The organism is Pseudomonas sp. B10 (genome assembly GCF_900156235.1).
Taxonomy (GTDB): domain Bacteria; phylum Pseudomonadota; class Gammaproteobacteria; order Pseudomonadales; family Pseudomonadaceae; genus Aquipseudomonas; species Aquipseudomonas siliginis.
The window spans coordinates 5,609,263-5,624,670 of sequence record NZ_LT707063.1 but is presented as its reverse complement, the minus strand read 5'-3'; the positions used below and the strand labels follow the sequence as shown (position 1 = coordinate 5,624,670).

At 60.0% G+C, this 15,408-nt stretch carries 13 protein-coding genes and 1 tRNA gene; 4 read left to right on the top strand and 10 right to left on the bottom strand.

Annotated features, from left to right (window positions below; all coding sequences use genetic code 11):
• Window positions 1-162: 162 nt before the first annotated feature.
• Window positions 163-363: a hypothetical protein gene (locus tag BXA01_RS25430; RefSeq protein ID WP_016773917.1), complete on the top strand. Its 201-nt coding sequence runs from the start codon at window positions 163-165 to the stop codon at window positions 361-363.
• Here the strand turns inward: BXA01_RS25430 and BXA01_RS25425 are convergent.
• Window positions 360-590, bottom strand: coding sequence for a hypothetical protein (locus tag BXA01_RS25425; RefSeq protein ID WP_024012377.1), 231 nt, complete (start codon window positions 588-590; stop codon window positions 360-362). The genes BXA01_RS25430 and BXA01_RS25425 overlap by 4 nt on opposite strands.
• 219 nt (window positions 591-809) lie before the next feature.
• Between BXA01_RS25425 and BXA01_RS25420 the strand changes: the two genes are divergently transcribed.
• Window positions 810-885, top strand: a tRNA-Asn gene (locus BXA01_RS25420).
• A 113-nt stretch (window positions 886-998) separates the two neighbouring features.
• On the opposite strand, the gene BXA01_RS25415 is transcribed toward BXA01_RS25420, so the two are convergent.
• Window positions 999-2,522, bottom strand: coding sequence for a nucleobase:cation symporter-2 family protein (locus tag BXA01_RS25415; RefSeq protein ID WP_076567082.1), 1,524 nt, complete (start codon window positions 2,520-2,522; stop codon window positions 999-1,001).
• Between the two features lie 252 nt (window positions 2,523-2,774).
• Between BXA01_RS25415 and BXA01_RS25410 the strand changes: the two genes are divergently transcribed.
• Both BXA01_RS25410 and BXA01_RS25405 read left to right on the top strand, forming a co-directional pair.
• Window positions 2,775-3,059, top strand: coding sequence for a BrnT family toxin (locus tag BXA01_RS25410; RefSeq protein WP_076567079.1), 285 nt, complete (start codon window positions 2,775-2,777; stop codon window positions 3,057-3,059).
• Between the two features lie 3 nt (window positions 3,060-3,062).
• Window positions 3,063-3,398 carry a BrnA antitoxin family protein gene (locus tag BXA01_RS25405; RefSeq protein WP_076567077.1) on the top strand — a complete coding sequence of 112 codons (336 nt, stop codon included), beginning with the start codon at window positions 3,063-3,065 and terminating at the stop codon, window positions 3,396-3,398.
• Here the strand turns inward: BXA01_RS25405 and BXA01_RS25400 are convergent.
• From BXA01_RS25400 to mgtA, 8 genes are all read right to left on the bottom strand, one after another.
• Window positions 3,395-4,228 carry an arylamine N-acetyltransferase family protein gene (locus BXA01_RS25400; RefSeq protein WP_076567074.1) on the bottom strand — a complete coding sequence of 278 codons (834 nt, stop codon included), beginning with the start codon at window positions 4,226-4,228 and terminating at the stop codon, window positions 3,395-3,397. The genes BXA01_RS25405 and BXA01_RS25400 overlap by 4 nt on opposite strands.
• A 100-nt stretch (window positions 4,229-4,328) precedes the next feature.
• Window positions 4,329-5,123, bottom strand: a complete 795-nt coding sequence (xth, locus tag BXA01_RS25395) for an exodeoxyribonuclease III (RefSeq protein ID WP_076567072.1) — start codon at window positions 5,121-5,123, stop codon at window positions 4,329-4,331.
• 83 nt (window positions 5,124-5,206) lie between these two features.
• Window positions 5,207-6,649, bottom strand: coding sequence for a mechanosensitive ion channel family protein (locus tag BXA01_RS25390; protein ID WP_076567070.1), 1,443 nt, complete (start codon window positions 6,647-6,649; stop codon window positions 5,207-5,209).
• A 325-nt stretch (window positions 6,650-6,974) separates the two neighbouring features.
• Window positions 6,975-7,841 (bottom strand): pirin family protein, encoded by an 867-nt coding sequence (locus BXA01_RS25385; protein WP_076567068.1) that lies wholly within the window; start codon window positions 7,839-7,841, stop codon window positions 6,975-6,977.
• Between the two features lie 158 nt (window positions 7,842-7,999).
• The gene (locus BXA01_RS25380) at window positions 8,000-11,206 is read right to left on the bottom strand and encodes a transporter substrate-binding domain-containing protein (RefSeq protein ID WP_076567065.1); all 3,207 of its coding nucleotides are present in this window, start codon (window positions 11,204-11,206) and stop codon (window positions 8,000-8,002) included.
• Between the two features lie 10 nt (window positions 11,207-11,216).
• A complete protein-coding gene (locus BXA01_RS25375) occupies window positions 11,217-11,849 on the bottom strand; it encodes a response regulator transcription factor (RefSeq protein ID WP_076567062.1) in 633 nt (210 codons plus the stop codon).
• 125 nt (window positions 11,850-11,974) lie between these two features.
• Window positions 11,975-12,409 carry a chemotaxis protein CheY gene (locus BXA01_RS25370; protein WP_076567060.1) on the bottom strand — a complete coding sequence of 145 codons (435 nt, stop codon included), beginning with the start codon at window positions 12,407-12,409 and terminating at the stop codon, window positions 11,975-11,977.
• Between the two features lie 230 nt (window positions 12,410-12,639).
• On the bottom strand, window positions 12,640-15,339 hold the full coding sequence (gene mgtA, locus BXA01_RS25365; RefSeq protein ID WP_076567058.1) for a magnesium-translocating P-type ATPase: 2,700 nt from the start codon (window positions 15,337-15,339) through the stop codon (window positions 12,640-12,642).
• Window positions 15,340-15,408: the final 69 nt, after the last annotated feature.

Sequence of the window (15,408 nt, the reverse complement as noted above, 5' to 3'; positions counted from 1 at the left end):
TGCAACCTCTAGACTGGACTGCACACAAATCCAACCTGTGGGAGCGAGCCTGCTCGCGAATGCGGTCGGCCAGTCGATGCTATGTCAGCTGACAAGACGCTTTCGCGAGCAGGCTCGCTCCCACAGGACATGAGCCGAACCCGGAACCTTGCGAGAACCCACATGAAAAACGACAACCTGCGCGCCGACCGTGACGACCTGGATGATTTCATCCCGCGCGCTCCGGCCAAGCGTGAAAAGAGCCTGGTGCTGCAAGTCGCCACCGGGGTATTCCTCGGTGGCCTGGCCCTGTGGCTGGTGCAACTGGCGGCGACAGCGGCCTATGCCAAGCTGATGCTCGGCACGATTACCTTCGGCAGTTAAGCCAGTTCAGCCGAGCGTTGAGTGGCAGCATCGTCGTAAATCACATACAGCGATTCGGCGACCTGGCTTTTGATGGCCTTGCTGCTTTCGAGACCGAGAACGAAACCTTCGGCCTTGCCGCCGGCGCGGTTCAGTTCTTCGGCGGTACTGGCGCCGGTGATTGCATCGAAAAGTTTTTCGGCGTGCGGGCCGATCCCTTTGGGCAGGCTGATCTGTGCAGTGCTCATGCGAGCACCTCGGTGTTGCGGGTGATTTGAGTCATGGCGCGTACCTTTGCGGCGAATGGCCGGTAGCGCGTGTGACCACTTCCGGGCTGCCATGGTAGACCTCTGCGGCCTTTCTGGTAACCGCCAATCGCTGACAAAATGCCGTCCGTCCCGACGAATCGCAAAAGTTGCCTAGCGATGCTTGACTTCTCTTTTTGAATCAGTAACATACGAACCAATTCCGCAATAGCTCAGTTGGTAGAGCAAGTGACTGTTAATCACTGGGTCCCTGGTTCGAGTCCAGGTTGTGGAGCCAAATAGCAAAGCCCCTGAATCGCAAGGTTCAGGGGCTTTTTTGTGGGCGCATTAAAAATACCAAAAGGCCGATCTGTTTGGGCAGATCGGCCTTTTCCGTTTCAGACGTAGCGGTCAGACATGTTCGCTGCTTTTCACCTGCACCTTCGGCGCGCCGTGGCCATGGTCGAGGTCATCCGGCTCGATCACCGGCACTTCCTTGCCATCGCAGTCATGCAGCTTGCCGTCGCTGAAGTAATCGCCTTCACGCAGCGCGGCGAGATCGCGATAACGCAGGGTGCGCTCTTCCGCGGCGGCGAACACCGACTGTTGATCCGAGTTGCCGGTCGTGAAGTGGTTGAACGCCAGGTTGAGCAGGATCGCCATGATTGCCGACGAACTGATGCCCGAATGGAAAATCGTCGCGAACCAGCTCGGGAAGTGGTCGTAGAAGTTCGGCGCTGCGATCGGGATCATGCCGAAACCGATCGAAGTGGCAACGATGATCAGGTTGACGTTGTTGCGGTAGTCCACCTTCGACAACGTGCGGATGCCGCTCGCAGCCACAGTACCGAACAGCACGATCCCGGCGCCGCCGAGTACCGAAGTCGGCACGGCGGCAATCACCCGCCCCATGAACGGCAGCAGGCCGAGCACCACCAGGAACAAGCCACCGGTGGCGACCACGAATCGGCTCTTTATACCGGTCACCGCCACCAGCCCGACGTTTTGCGCGAAAGCACTTTGCGTAAACGAACCGAAGATCGGCGCGAACATGCTCGACAGCATGTCGGCACGCAGGCCGTTGCCCAAGCGTTTGGAATCGACCTTGGTGTCAATGATCTCGCCCACGGCGAGAATGTCCGCCGAGGTTTCCACGAGCGTCACCATGACCACAATGCACATCGACAGAATCGCGGCGAAATGGAAGGTCGGCATGCCGAAGTGGAACGGTGTCGGGAAGCCGAACATGGGGCCGGTGGTGACACTGGAGAAATCCGCCATGCCAAGGAACACCGCCAGCACCGTGCCGATGACCATGGCCAGCAGAATCGACAGCCGAGAAATGGTCGCGCTGCCAACCTTGCTCAGCAGCAACACCAGCACCAGCGTGACCGCCGCCAGACCGATGTTCTGCATGCTGCCGAAGTCCGGCGCGTGGCTGTTGCCGCCCATCGCCCAGCGTGCGGCCACCGGCATCAGCGTCAGGCCGATGGTGGTGATCACAATGCCGGTGACCAGCGGCGGAAAGAACTTGGTGATGCGTGAGAACACCGGCGTGATCAGCAAGCCGATCAACGAGGCGGCAATCACCGCGCCCAGCACCGACTGGAAACCGCCCTCCCCGCCACTGCTGACGATCGCGACCATGGTCGCCACGCCGGAGAACGATACGCCCTGGACCAGCGGCAGCTGACAGCCAAAAAACGGCAGACCCAGGGTTTGCAGCAACGTCGCCAGCCCCCCCGCAAACAATGAAGCAGCAATCAACAGACCAATGTCCGCCGGCGACAGACCGGCCGCCTGGCCAATGATCAGTGGCACCGCAACGATACCGCCGTACATGGTCAGAACATGTTGCAGGCCGTAAGCCATATTCGCGCCGACCCCGAGGTTTTCGTCCTCGGGCCGTTGGTGTGAAACATGGGGCGTTTTCATGGTGGGGGGTTCCCTGGTTTTTGTTATGCGCACACTGTATTCAATACTTAGGACAAATGTCCATAGAGTTGTATACAACTTGTCAGTCACATAATGGTTAGGTAGCCATCCAACCTTCTAGCCTGCGCTTTTTGCCCTAACAAATCCGGCAACACATCCCCGCTGCGCTCGCGCCAGTGCCCACTAGGCTGAAGTGTTCACGGCGACCGACGGTGTAGTCGCGCTCTTTTTTATACATATAAAGTATGCATAATGAAGTTATTCGAGATTCAGTACGACAAAAGCAAAAACGCAGCCAACAAACTCAAGCACAAAGGCATCAGCCTCGCCGAAGCCGAACCGGTTTTCCATGACGAACGCGCACTGACACTTGAGGACAACGACCATGACGAACAACGCTGGATCACCCTCGGCCTCGATGCCAAAGGTCGTGTGCTTGCCGTTGCTTACAGCTATCGCGAAGCCAATGTTGTTCGAATCATTTCCGCACGTCTCGCCACACCCAGCGAACGGCGCGCGTATTTTCAGGAGGCTTGAACGATGAAAGACGAATATGACTTTTCCGCAGGTAAACGCGGCGCAGTAGCGCCGAGCAAGGGCAAGACCCGCATCACTATCATGCTTGATGACGCGGTGATCGAAGCGGCGCGTACCGCCGCGGAAACCGAGGGCTTTGGCTACCAGACTGTGATCAACAACACCCTGCGCCATGCTCTGCTTGATGGCCCACGCCAGCAGGAAAGCGCTGACGATTCAGGTCTGACGGGGCAATTCAAGAAAGGCATCACCGCCACCGATCTCAAGAGTCTCGAGCGAAAGCTGTCAGCGGCCATCGGCGAAATCCGTCGCGTATTGGAGCCTGATGTAAAGCCTTAGATGGAGGCTGGCGCGATGACCCGAGCCAGCGCTTGTCGTACACGCGGTGAATCAGGCACCTGAAGATCGAACTCGCGCCGCAGCAATTTCATCAGCTCGTCGACGTCTGCCACCTCGCGCCGCTCACTGTCCGCGCCCATGTGATGAATGGCAAAACTGCCGTTGTTCAGGGTTTTGCGCCAGCCAGCGCCGGTACGCGCGACCATCAGGCGCTGCGAAAAGGGTGACTCGGGATGGGTGGAGACGTACCAGTTGCCAACGGTGTAATCGATGTCCTCCTGGCGTTGCAGATCAAACAGGTACATCGGCCGCCATTCGCCTGCGACTTTGGCGCGCAGCAGGTAGCCATCAGCTTGCTTGTCGATACGGTAGGGTTCGTGTGGGGTGGGTTGCTCATCTTCACTGTCGAGCAACAGCGGCGCGGTGGGCACCATGCCGCCAAAGCCGACGTCGGTGATGTAACGCACTTCGTCGATGGTCACCAGACTCAAACGATGGGTGCGCGCCGTCCAGCTGCCTTCCGGTTGATTCATCACCACGCGCCCGCTGATCGCCCGCGCGTCGAAGCCCAATTCAAGCAGCAGCGCATAAAACAAATGATTGAGCTCATAGCAGTAGCCGCCCCGCCCCTGCTGCAATACCTTGTCTTCGATGGAGACCAAGTCGATCAACACCGGCTCTGCACTGATCGTTGCCAGATTTTCGAAAACAAACCGAGCGGTGTGGCGGGACTGCAACTGGCGCAACGTATCCAGCGTCGGTGCCGGCGGCGCATCGAAACCCAAACGTTGCAGGTACAGATTGGTACTGGTCAGCCGTGGCGCACTCATTGCTCGATCCTTATGCATGGGCCGCAGAACACTGCGTGGATGTTGCCCTGTATACGGGATCAGGCACGGCTTTCGACAATTGATTTCGCCAATCGCCCGTTCAGCGCTTTTTCCGCGAAGCGATGCGAATCCACGTCGGCGCATGGTCACTGGCGTGCGGTTCGTTGCGTACCCAGGCGTCGACGCCGGCGTCGTGCAGATACGGGCTCAATGCCGGGTTGAGCAGCAAATGGTCGATGCGCAGGCCGGAATTGGTTTGCCAATGGTTACGGAAATAATCCCAGAAGGTGTAGAGGCGTTCTTCGGGATACACGTGGCGCAGGGAATCGGTCCAGCCCTGATCCAGCAGCCGCTGGTAGCACTCGCGGCTTTCGGGTTGCAACAAAGCATCCTTGAGCCAGGATCGGGTGTTGTAGATGTCCATGTCGGTGGGCACGACATTGAAGTCACCGGCCAGGACCACCGGGTGATCGCTGCTTTGCAGGTCTTTGGCGTAATTGATCAGACGCTCGAACCAGGCCAGTTTGTAATCGAATTTCGGCCCCGGCTGCGGGTTGCCATTGGGCAGATACAGGCAACCGACCAGCACACCGTGCACCGCCGCTTCGATATAGCGGCTGTGGGTGTCATCGGCATCGCCGGGCAAACCGCGTCGACTCTCCAACGGCTGCGCATCACGCGCCAGAATCGCCACGCCATTCCATGACGCCTGGCCCTGCCAGATTGCGCCGTAACCGGCGGCCTCCAGTTCGGCGACGGGAAATGCGCTGTCGACTGATTTGAGCTCTTGCAGGCAGACGATGTCCGGTTGCTCGCGCTTGAGCCATTCCAGCAGATTCGGCAGCCGCGCGCGCATGCCGTTGACGTTGAAGGTGGCGATTCGCAGGTTTTTCATCGTCTGCAACTCCTGCCCGGTGGGATTGCAAATTGTGACCCTGAGAACGCCGCGCAGGTTGCATCCAATAACGGTGGGCTAGTTCAGACCCGATTGCGCAGCCATTGCAGAAAGCCTCTTTTCGGCGCGACCACGGGCGTTTCCTCGGTCAGCGACTGCGCCTTGTGCAGACGGAAATCGAGCAATGCCTGCATCGCATCGTGGATGTCATGGCGCGCGTCCAGGCACGGTTTCAGGTAGGACTTCTCGATGCGATACAGGGCGCAGAAAGTCTTCGCGGAAAAATCCGCCGGCAAGGCGGTGTCGGAAAGAATCCCGGCCTCGCCGATCACCTCACCCGGCCCCATGCGCCCGGATTCCAGGGGTGCGCCATGGCGCTTGAGCGTCACCGAAACCACGCCGGATTCAATGATGAACAAATGATCGCTGACCTCCCCGCCCGCGAGAATCGTTTCGCCGGCGCGGAAAGTTTGCAGGGTCATGTTCTGGCTGAAGGTGTCTTTTTCTTCTTCACGCAGAGTCGAGAAGATCGGTGAGCTTTCCAGCAGCGCCCGTGGCCGCGACAACTGCGGTGCGGCGCTGGTCTCGTTGCTCGACAGCAGATTGACGCCGGAGGCCTGCAAATGCCGGTAAGCGAGGTCGAACAACTGATTGCGCACCACGCGCTTCTCGCCCATCGAGGCGACAAATCCACTGATTTCGTACTCCGCGCCGCCGCTGGCAGAACTCTTCAACGACACGCTGGGCGCCGGTGTGTCGAGCAATTGCCGGCAGCCTTGCATCGCCCGCTCCAACGCCTCGATCACTGAGCTGGGCCGGGCATGGGGGCTGACGGGCACGCTGACGGAAACGCCGAACATATTGCTCGGTCGGCTGAAGTTGATGATTTTGGCTTTCGCCGCCAGCGAGTTGGGAATCACGGCCATGCTGCCCTGGCTGGTTTGCAGACGCGTGGCGCGCCAGTCGATGTCGGTGACGCGGCCCTCGGTGCCGTCGATGGAGATCCAGTCATCAAGTTGATAGGGCTTGGTGGTGTTGAGGACGATGCCGGAGAACACGTCGCTCAAGGTGCTCTGCAAGGCCAGACCGACGATGATCGCCAACGCGCCGGACGTCGCCAGCACGCCTTTGACCGGCAGATCGAGCACGTACGCCAGCGCCGCAATGATCGCGATGAGGAAAATCACCGCGCCGAGCAAGTCCTGCAACAGCCGGCCGGTATGGCCGACCCGCTGCATCATCACCGCGCCGATCAACACCGTCAGGGTCCGCGCACCAAACAGCCACCAGCCGATCTGTAACCCGGTCGCCGCCAGATGCAGCGGCACGTTGTCGGCCCACGGCGCCGGCTCCATCGGGTTGAGACCTTCGTTGAACAGCACAATGCTGAACAGGGCGAAAATCAGCACCCGCACCAACAGCTTCCATTCGCTGCCGCGAGAGCTGATCAGCCGCCACAGGCCAAGATCGAGCAGGATCAGGATCAACGCGCTAGACAACGGGTGTTCGGTCAGCAGAGACAGCATCAAACAACTCCGACAAAGGCCAATCGCGAGAAGATCGCACAGATTGGCACAGTGTAGGAGCAATTGATTTCGGCGGATGAGCACCGGCTTACAAACACTGCAAAACCCTGAGCTGACGAAGGCTGCGATCTTGAGGCTGTGGGACGCGGAGCGTCCCCGGCTGCATTCCCACGCAGAGCGTGGGAACGATCAGACGCTGAACAACCTGTGGGAGCGAGCCTGCTCGCGAAGGCGTCCTGTCAGTCACTACCTCTTGGACTGAAACAGAGCATTCGCGAGCAGGCTCGCTCCCACAGGGAGTTTCAGTTACCAGTAAAGCTTCGGTTCAGGCGTGCATCTGGCCAAAGCGCCCGGACTGGAAGTCGGCGAAGGCCTGGTGGATTTCCTGCTCAGTATTCATCACAAACGGGCCGTGGCCAACGATCGGTTCGTCGATCGGCTCGCCGCTGAGCAGTAATACCACCGCGTCTTCGCTGGCCTGGAGAGTGAGTCGATCACCGTCGCGTTCGAACAGCGCCAACTGCCCTACCCCAACCGACTCCGCACCGTTGACTTGCACTGAGCCTTTCAGCACCACCAGTGCGGTATTGCGTCCTTCGTGCAGATCAAGCGTCAGCAACTTGCCAGCATTGAGGCGCAGATCCCAGACGTCGATCGGCGTGAAGGTGCGCGAAGGTCCGGTGTGCCCGTCGAATTCACCGGCGATCAGACGCAGACTGCCGGCGTCGTCCTTGAGCGCGACGCTCGGAATGTCGCGGTCGAGAATGGTCTGGTAACCCGGCGCGGCCATTTTGTCCTTGGCCGGCAGGTTGACCCACAGCTGGACCATTTCCAGCTTGCCGCCGGTTCTGGCGAAGTTCTCCGAATGAAACTCTTCATGGAGGATGCCGGACGCTGCGGTCATCCACTGCACGTCGCCCGGGCCGATGGTGCCGCCGCTGCCGGTGGAGTCGCGGTGTTGCACTTCGCCGTCGTAAACGATGGTCACGGTTTCGAAACCACGGTGCGGGTGCTGGCCGACGCCACGCTGTTCAGTGGTCGGGGTGAATTCGGCGGGACCAGCGTGATCGAGCAGCAGAAACGGGCTGATGTGCTTGCCCAGGTTGTCGTAAGAGAAAAGTGTGCGCACCGGGAAACCATCGCCGACCCAATGGCCGCGCGGGCTGGTGTAAATGCCGATGATGTTTTTCATGGGGTCTCCAATGGGTAAATGCATTGGATTAAGCCTAAAGGCATATCGAATATTCGACTAGAGGGTGCATATCGGCCTGAGTGTTCCATAGGCAGAACAATTGATTTGGTGATGCGCTATTCGCGAGCAGGCTCGCTCCCACAGGAGACTGCGTTGGCTCAGAGACAGCGCGCGAGGCCGTGCATGGCGTCGCGCAGCTTGCCGATGGCACGCTCGATAAACGCGTTATCACCGTCTCGGCACGCCGTGTCCAGATCTGCACACGCCGCAACAACCCGCGCAGCCCCAACCATTTGCGCGCCGCCCCTGATGCGATGGGCCAGCTCACGCAGGCCGTTGCGGTCGCCGACGTGGATATGATCCAGAGCCTGGAGATCATCACGCAGGCTGTTGCCGACTTCCTTGCGCAAACGCTCGATCAACGAGTGATCGGTCCCGGCCATCTGCTCCAGGGCACTCAGGTCAATCTCGACCGACTCGGCGCCAGGCGGTTCATCTTCGTGATGCTCGCAACGGCGGGCGCCGTTCATGGCTTCAGCCAGATCGTGCAAGCGAATCGGTTTGAACAGGCAGCCGTCCATGCCGGCATCCAGACAACGCAGGCGCTCTTCGATCTGCGCGTTGGCCGTAAAACCGAGGATCAGACAGGGCCTGCGGCCGCTGGCGGCTTCTTCGTTGCGAATCGCCTGCGCCAGCTCATAGCCATTGCGGCGCGGCATGTTGCAGTCGGTGATCACCACATCGAAGGCCTGGGTTCGCCAGCGGTCCAGCCCCTGTTCTCCGTCGCCCACGTCTACCGTGCGATGCCCCAATTCACTCAGTTGCCAGCACATCAGCAAGCGATTGACCGGGTGATCGTCGACCACCAACACGCTTAATACACAGGTCGCGGCTGCCGCCTCGGGCGTTGCCAGTGTGGTCGTCACCAACGTCAACAGCGGCAACTGGATATTGATTTTTACTCGCGTGCCTTGCCCGAGATCACTATCGAGACCCAGCGTGCCGCCCATCATTTCGCAGAGGTTACGGCTGATCACCAACCCCAGGCCGGAACCGCTGCGCGCCGCTTGAAGGCTATTGGTCGCTTGAACGAACGGGCTGAACAGGCGCTTTTGATCTTCAGCACTTATACCGATGCCGCTGTCTTCGATCAGCACTTGCACACTCACTTGCTCGTGCGATATCGCAACGATCTGCAGTCGCAGGCAGACGTCACCTGACTGGGTAAATTTGATCGCATTGCTCAACAGGTTCGACAGCACCTGTTTGAAGCGCGTCGGATCGATCAGCACATCAACGTCGGCGCGCGGATCAAGCTCGATGCGCCACAACAAGCGTTTCTGCCGCGCCAGCCCTTCGAACACTCGGCATACCGATAACACCGTCTCGCGTAAATTGGCCCGCTCGGGCGAGAGGGACAAATGCCCCGACTCGATACGAGCGATATCGAGAATATCGCCAATCAACGCCAATAATTGCTGGCCGGCATTCGACGCCACCTGAATGGCGAGTCGATCGGTCACGCCCTCCTCTGCGCGCTTGAGGGCCAGTTCGAGCATGCCGATCAGGGCGTTCATCGGCGTGCGGATCTCGTGGCTCATGGTCGCCAGAAAAGTACTCTTGGCCCTACTGGCTTCGTCCGCCGCGTCCTTGGCCTGTTGCAGTTGCAGCAACCATTGCTGACGCTGGTGGATCTGCCGGCGCTGCCAGCCAATCCACAGCAGTGCCAACAGAAGCAAGGCAGCTGCGCTGGCGAAACCCAGCAGAATCTCCTGACGGTGGCGCAGCCAGTAGCTGTTCTCGACCACTACATCGTGGCTCCAGCGCTCGACCAGTTCATCCATTTGCTGCGGCGCAATGCTCAGTAACGCCTTGTTCAGGATCGAGTGCAGCAATGCCGATTGCGGTGCTGTGGCCAATGCGATGCGCGCCGGCTGATCGCCAACGGTGCCGGTAATTCGCAGGCGATCGCGGTACTGCCGGGCAATCAGAAAACGCGCCACCAGCAACGAGCTCACCGTTACGTCGACCTGTCCTCGGGCAATCAGCGCCATGCCTTCGGCAGGGCTTTTGACTTCGACCAGACGTAGTCCGGGCACGCGTTGCAGCAGGTATTCGCGCAACGGGTGGCCGCGATAGATGGCCAGGCGTTTGCCCGCCAGGTCGTCGAGTGGCAATGGATGTTGGCCGTTCGCCGCACTGACCAGCACGAACGGATTGTTCAGATAGGCGCGGGTGAATTGCAGCTGCGCTTCCCGCTCGGTGCTCGGCGTCACTACCGGCAGGACATCAAGTTCACCCGCCTGGAGCTGCTCGAACTGATCGTTCAACGAGGTGCCACGCACGATCTCGAAATTCAGCCCGCTGCGCTGGGCGATGAGGCTCAACAACTGCGCTGCCAGGCCGTTGAAGCGTCCCTCGGCATCGAAAAACGCCAACGGTGCGAAGTCTTCGACCGCGCCCACTCGCACCACCGGGTGCTGATCAAGCCACTGCTGTTCAGCGGCGCTGAGCTGTACCCGCGACTGCTCGGCCATCTCGGCAAGGCCGACACTCCAGCGCTGTTCGATCAGATGCCGACGCTCCATGGGTACCGCCAGCAAGGCCTTGTCGACGATGCGTTTGAGCACCACATCGCTGCGCAATAACGCAAAGGCGAACGGATTGGCATCAAGCCCCGACGGCCCGGCCAATTGCAGGTCGTTGCGATAGTTGGTGTTGATCAGATAATTGGCGCTGATGAAGTCGCCCAGGTACACGTCGTCGGCACCGAAGGCGACCGCGCCGAGTGCATCCATGGCCGAAGCATAAAGCTGCACGTGGGCGCCGGGGTAGAACGCCTGAACATGGGCCAGTGGCAGGTAATCCTCGACCATGGCGATGCGTTTGGCCGTCAGGTCGGCGGGCAGCTTCTCGTCGTGGCGCGTGACCAGCATAGGCTGATCTTCAGCATACGGCCGCGACAGAACAAAGGCCGGATCCGCCGCTTCGAAACTGTTCGAGGTGCCCAAGAGATCAACGTCGGCGCGCTTGAGTGCGGCCATCAGTGCCGGCCGATCGGCAAAACGCCGCACTTCGATCCTGATGCCGAGCAGTTGCGCCAGCAGATCGGCGTAATCGGCGGTCAGCCCTTCCAGCTCATGCTGTTGGCGGGTTATTTCGAAGGGCGGGTAATCCGGGCCGGAGATGCCCATGCGCAAGACTGGATGCTCACGCAGCCACTGGCGTTCCCTATCATCGAGGCGGACCTGGATACCCCCCGGTTCGAGGCGCGCCAGCACCTCCAGCGTCTGCGGCTGATCATTCGCCCAGACCAAGGCCACAAGCCCCAGCCAAATCCCCAAAACCCGCAGTCCCTGCGTCATGTCGAGGTACTCAGATCAAGTGATTGCGCTTGGCGAACTCACGCAGGAGCACCAGCGAACCCAGGCCAAGTTTCGCCATCATGCGGGTCTTGTAGGTGCTGACGGTCTTGTGACTCAGGTGCATCTCCTGGGCGATGGCTTTGTTTGGTTTGCCCAACGCCAGGTTCACGAAAATGCACAACTCTCGATCGGACAGCTGAGCGATCAGCTCCTGTTCAGTGCGTTGCACCGCGTTGTACAGACCGCTGGTATTGGGCAACGCAGAGAAATAGGTGTGGCCGGACATCAGCGCCTTGATAGCATCGTGCAGCAGCGTCAGATGATTGCTCTTGGTCACGTAACCCCGCGCGCCCGCGCGCAGACAGCGCTCCTGGTAATGCGTGGGCTCATGCATGCTGAACACCAGGATCCGGCAGCGTGCCGTCGGCGCTTTGATCTGGATTCGCGCCAGCACTTCCAGCCCGTCCATGGACCCCAACCCGAGATCGAGCACGACCAGGTGCGGATCATGCGCGCAAATCAACGGCACGACTTCATTGCCATTGGACGCTTCATGAATCTGCGTGAAGCCTTGAGCCTGTAGGACAATGCGAATGGCCGCGCGCACGACTGGGTGATCATCGACGATCAGCGCTGACTTCATTGGTACTCCTGCAAAATCGAAGACACCGCAACAGTCTGTCCCGGAGTCGGTGGCCGCGCCGGCACTGTTACATGGATGAGCAAGAGAATCACCTGTCAGGTCTGACAGTTGTGCAGAGTGGTTTTTTATGCATTGGCATGGCGCAACGACGCGTGAGAGTCGGGCGGTGCCTGGCGTTCGTCGCAAGCTTCGACTCTCGCCATCACCTGCCCGATGAGCTGTGAATTGGGCAATGGCGTCGGGCTGATCTGCGCGTTTTCCTGAGCAAACGCCGCAACCGCCAGCAAGGGCGCCGACGGTTCGTTGTAGATCAGAGCGTGGCGAACCTGTGGGTGATCGAGCAGAAAGCCCGACAGATCGAGGGAGCCTGCCGCCAGCTCGGCATTGATCACCAATACATCGAACGGCTCGCAGCCGTAGTCGACCAGGGTCAACAGTTCGCCGAGATTCTGCACCGGGGCGACGCGGTAGTAGCCGAGCGAGTTGAACAGGCGCTCGATTTTCATGCGATGAAAATGCTGCGGGTCGGCGATCAGGATGCGCAACGCTTTGTTGCTCATGGTCATTCTCCCGGTGAGGTTTGGGGAGGGCAAGACTACGCAAGCGTCGGGGATAGCTCTGTAGGACTTTTCCTAAAAATCCGCTCATTCATCCGGCGGCCCTGACGCATCAATATCCCCTGTGGGAGCGAGCCTGCTCGCGAAGGCGGTATACCTGTCAGAAATTTATTGACTGACACGGCGCCTTCGCGAGCAGGCTCGCTCCCACAGGGGAGAGCATTCCATGGCTGCTATTGCCAGCCGAATCGACGGATGTAGAAGCCCTTCACTGCCTGGGTCAGGGCCATGTACGCCAGCAGAATCATTGGCAGAAACACGAAATACAGCGACGGCAATGCCTGCAACTTGAAGTAATGCGCCAGCGGGCCCATGGGCAGGAAGATGCCGACTGCCATGATAATCGCCGTCATCACCATCAGCGGCATGGCTGCACGGCTTTGCAGGAACGGAATCTTCGGCGTACGGATCATGTGCACGATCAGCGTCTGGGTCAGCAACCCGACCACGAACCAGCCGGACTGGAACAGTGTCTGGTGATCCGGGGTATTGGCGTCGAACAGATACCACATCAAGGCGAATGTCGTGATGTCGAAGATCGAACTGATCGGGCCGAAAAACAGCATGAAGCGCCCGACGTCAGCCGGCTGCCAGCGCTGCGGCTGTTTCAGCATCGCTTCGTCGACGTTATCGAACGGAATGGCGATCTGCGAAATATCGTAGAGCAGGTTCTGCACCAACAGGTGCATCGGCAGCATCGGCAGGAACGGGATGAACGCGCTGGCGACCAGCACCGAGAACACATTGCCGAAGTTGGAACTGGCAGTCATCTTGATGTACTTGAGCATGTTGGCGAAGGTACGCCGCCCTTCGAGCACGCCCTCCTCCAGCACCATCAGGCTTTTTTCCAACAGGATGATGTCCGCCGCTTCCTTGGCGATGTCCACCGCGCTGTCCACGGAAATGCCGATGTCGGCGCTGCGCAGCGCCGGCGCGTCGTTGATACCGTCGCCCATGAACCCGACCACATGGCCGTTGCCCTTGAGAATGCCGACGATGCGCTCTTTGTGCGCCGGCGTGAGTCTGGCGAAAACGTTGGTCGTCTCGACCGCCACCGCAAGCTCGGCGTCGCTCATGCGCTCGATGTCATTGCCCAGCAGCAAACCCTGTTGGGCGAGGCCGACCTCGCGGCAGATTTTTGCTGTGACCAGTTCGTTGTCACCGGTCAACACCTTCACCGCCACGCCATGCTCGGCCAAGGCCTTGAGCGCTGGCGCGGTGCTTTCCTTCGGCGGATCGAGGAACGCCACGTAACCGATCAGCGTCAGTTCCTGTTCATCAGCCAGGCTGTAAATCTCGCGGCCTGCTGGCATTGAGCGAGCCGCGACCGCCACCACGCGCAGACCTTCAGCGTTGAGGGCGCCGGTGACCTGGCGAATCCGCGCCAGCAATTCATCGCTCAAAGCCTCATCAACTTCGCCGTGACGCACCCGGCTGCACACCGCCAGCACTTCTTCCACCGCGCCTTTGCAGATCAATTGATGGGGCTGACCGCGGCGCTCCACGACCACCGACATGCGCCGGCGATTGAAGTCGAACGGGATTTCATCGACCTTGCGAAACGCACTGCCGACTTTCAATTCGCGATGGATTTCCACGTGTTCCAGCACCGCCACATCCAGCAGGTTTTTCAGGCCGGTCTGGTAGTAGCTGTTGAGGTAGGCAAGTTCCAGCACAGCGTCAGAATCCTCACCCCAGACGTCGACATTACGCGCCAGAAAGATCTTGTCCTGAGTCAGGGTGCCGGTCTTGTCGGTGCACAGCACGTCCATGGCGCCGAAGTTCTGGATCGCGTCGAGGCGTTTGACGATGACTTTTTTGCGCGACAGGAACACGGCGCCTTTGGCCAGGGTCGAGGTGACGATCATCGGCAGCATTTCCGGAGTCAGGCCGACGGCAATCGACAGCGCGAAGAGCAGCGCTTCGGTCCAGTCGCCCTTGGTGAAACCGTTGATGAACAGCACCAGTGGCGCCATGACGAACATAAAGCGGATCAGCAGCCAGCTGACCTTGTTGACGCCCTGCTGGAACGAGGTCACCGCCCGGTCCGTCGCGCCGACCCTTTGCGCCAGCGCACCGAAGTAGGTGCTGTTGCCGGTGGTGAGAATCAGCGCAATCGCGCTGCCGGAGACGACGTTGGTGCCCATGAACAGAATGTTGTCCAGCTCCAGCGGGTTACGCGTGTCGCGATCGGTGTGCCGAGTGAATTTCTCCACCGGCATCGATTCACCGGTCATCGCTGCCTGGCTGACGAACAGGTCCTTGGCGCTGAGCACGCGGCAATCGGCGGGAATCATGTCGCCGGCCGAGAGCACGATGAGATCGCCGGGCACCAGTTGCTTGATCGGCAGCTCCCGGCGTGGGCCATCCCGGCGCAGCACAGTGGCGGTGTTGCTGACCATGGCTTTCAGCGCATCAGCGGCCTGATTGGATTTGCTCTCCTGCCAGAAGCGCAGCAGCGTCGACAGCACCACCATGGAAAAAATCACCACGGCGGCCTTGAGGTCTTCGGTCAGCCAGGAGATCACCGCGAGCAAAGTCAGCAGCAGGTTGAACGGATTTTTGTAGCAGTGCCACAGATGAGTCCACCACGGCAGCGGCTGCTCGTGTTCGACTTCGTTAAGGCCGTGTTGCGCGCGCAGAGTATCGGCCTCGACCTCGGTGAGCCCCTCGCCGTGCGTGCCCAACGACGACAGCAACGCGGCGCTGTCGGCATGGGCGGCAGCCACCAGCGTATTGGCCAGCGTCGGCGGCACTTCACGGTTGACCTTGGTGTCGTTGATCGAATCCAGCAACGCGAGGCGACGGAAGTGCCGGGCGATGTGACGGCTGCGCAGAAAGCCTGCGAAAAATTCCTTGAGCGTGAGTTTCATGGCTGTGTCCCCTGTGGTCAGCCGGGAAACCGTCGAGCAGGTACCGCCGCGCCCTGGCACCGGGAAAAC

What these genes read in the sequence shown, in the direction of transcription:
- BXA01_RS25430 (WP_016773917.1), top strand. Translation starts at nt 163, where the DNA reads ATGAAAAACGACAACCTGCGCGCCGACCGTGACGACCTGGATGATTTC.
- BXA01_RS25425 (WP_024012377.1), bottom strand. Translation starts at nt 590, where the DNA reads ATGAGCACTGCACAGATCAGCCTGCCCAAAGGGATCGGCCCGCACGCC.
- BXA01_RS25415 (WP_076567082.1), bottom strand. Translation starts at nt 2,522, where the DNA reads ATGAAAACGCCCCATGTTTCACACCAACGGCCCGAGGACGAAAACCTC.
- BXA01_RS25410 (WP_076567079.1), top strand. Translation starts at nt 2,775, where the DNA reads ATGAAGTTATTCGAGATTCAGTACGACAAAAGCAAAAACGCAGCCAAC.
- BXA01_RS25405 (WP_076567077.1), top strand. Translation starts at nt 3,063, where the DNA reads ATGAAAGACGAATATGACTTTTCCGCAGGTAAACGCGGCGCAGTAGCG.
- BXA01_RS25400 (WP_076567074.1), bottom strand. Translation starts at nt 4,228, where the DNA reads ATGAGTGCGCCACGGCTGACCAGTACCAATCTGTACCTGCAACGTTTG.
- xth (WP_076567072.1), bottom strand. Translation starts at nt 5,123, where the DNA reads ATGAAAAACCTGCGAATCGCCACCTTCAACGTCAACGGCATGCGCGCG.
- BXA01_RS25390 (WP_076567070.1), bottom strand. Translation starts at nt 6,649, where the DNA reads ATGCTGTCTCTGCTGACCGAACACCCGTTGTCTAGCGCGTTGATCCTG.
- BXA01_RS25385 (WP_076567068.1), bottom strand. Translation starts at nt 7,841, where the DNA reads ATGAAAAACATCATCGGCATTTACACCAGCCCGCGCGGCCATTGGGTC.
- BXA01_RS25380 (WP_076567065.1), bottom strand. Translation starts at nt 11,206, where the DNA reads ATGACGCAGGGACTGCGGGTTTTGGGGATTTGGCTGGGGCTTGTGGCC.
- BXA01_RS25375 (WP_076567062.1), bottom strand. Translation starts at nt 11,849, where the DNA reads ATGAAGTCAGCGCTGATCGTCGATGATCACCCAGTCGTGCGCGCGGCC.
- BXA01_RS25370 (WP_076567060.1), bottom strand. Translation starts at nt 12,409, where the DNA reads ATGAGCAACAAAGCGTTGCGCATCCTGATCGCCGACCCGCAGCATTTT.
- mgtA (WP_076567058.1), bottom strand. Translation starts at nt 15,339, where the DNA reads ATGAAACTCACGCTCAAGGAATTTTTCGCAGGCTTTCTGCGCAGCCGT.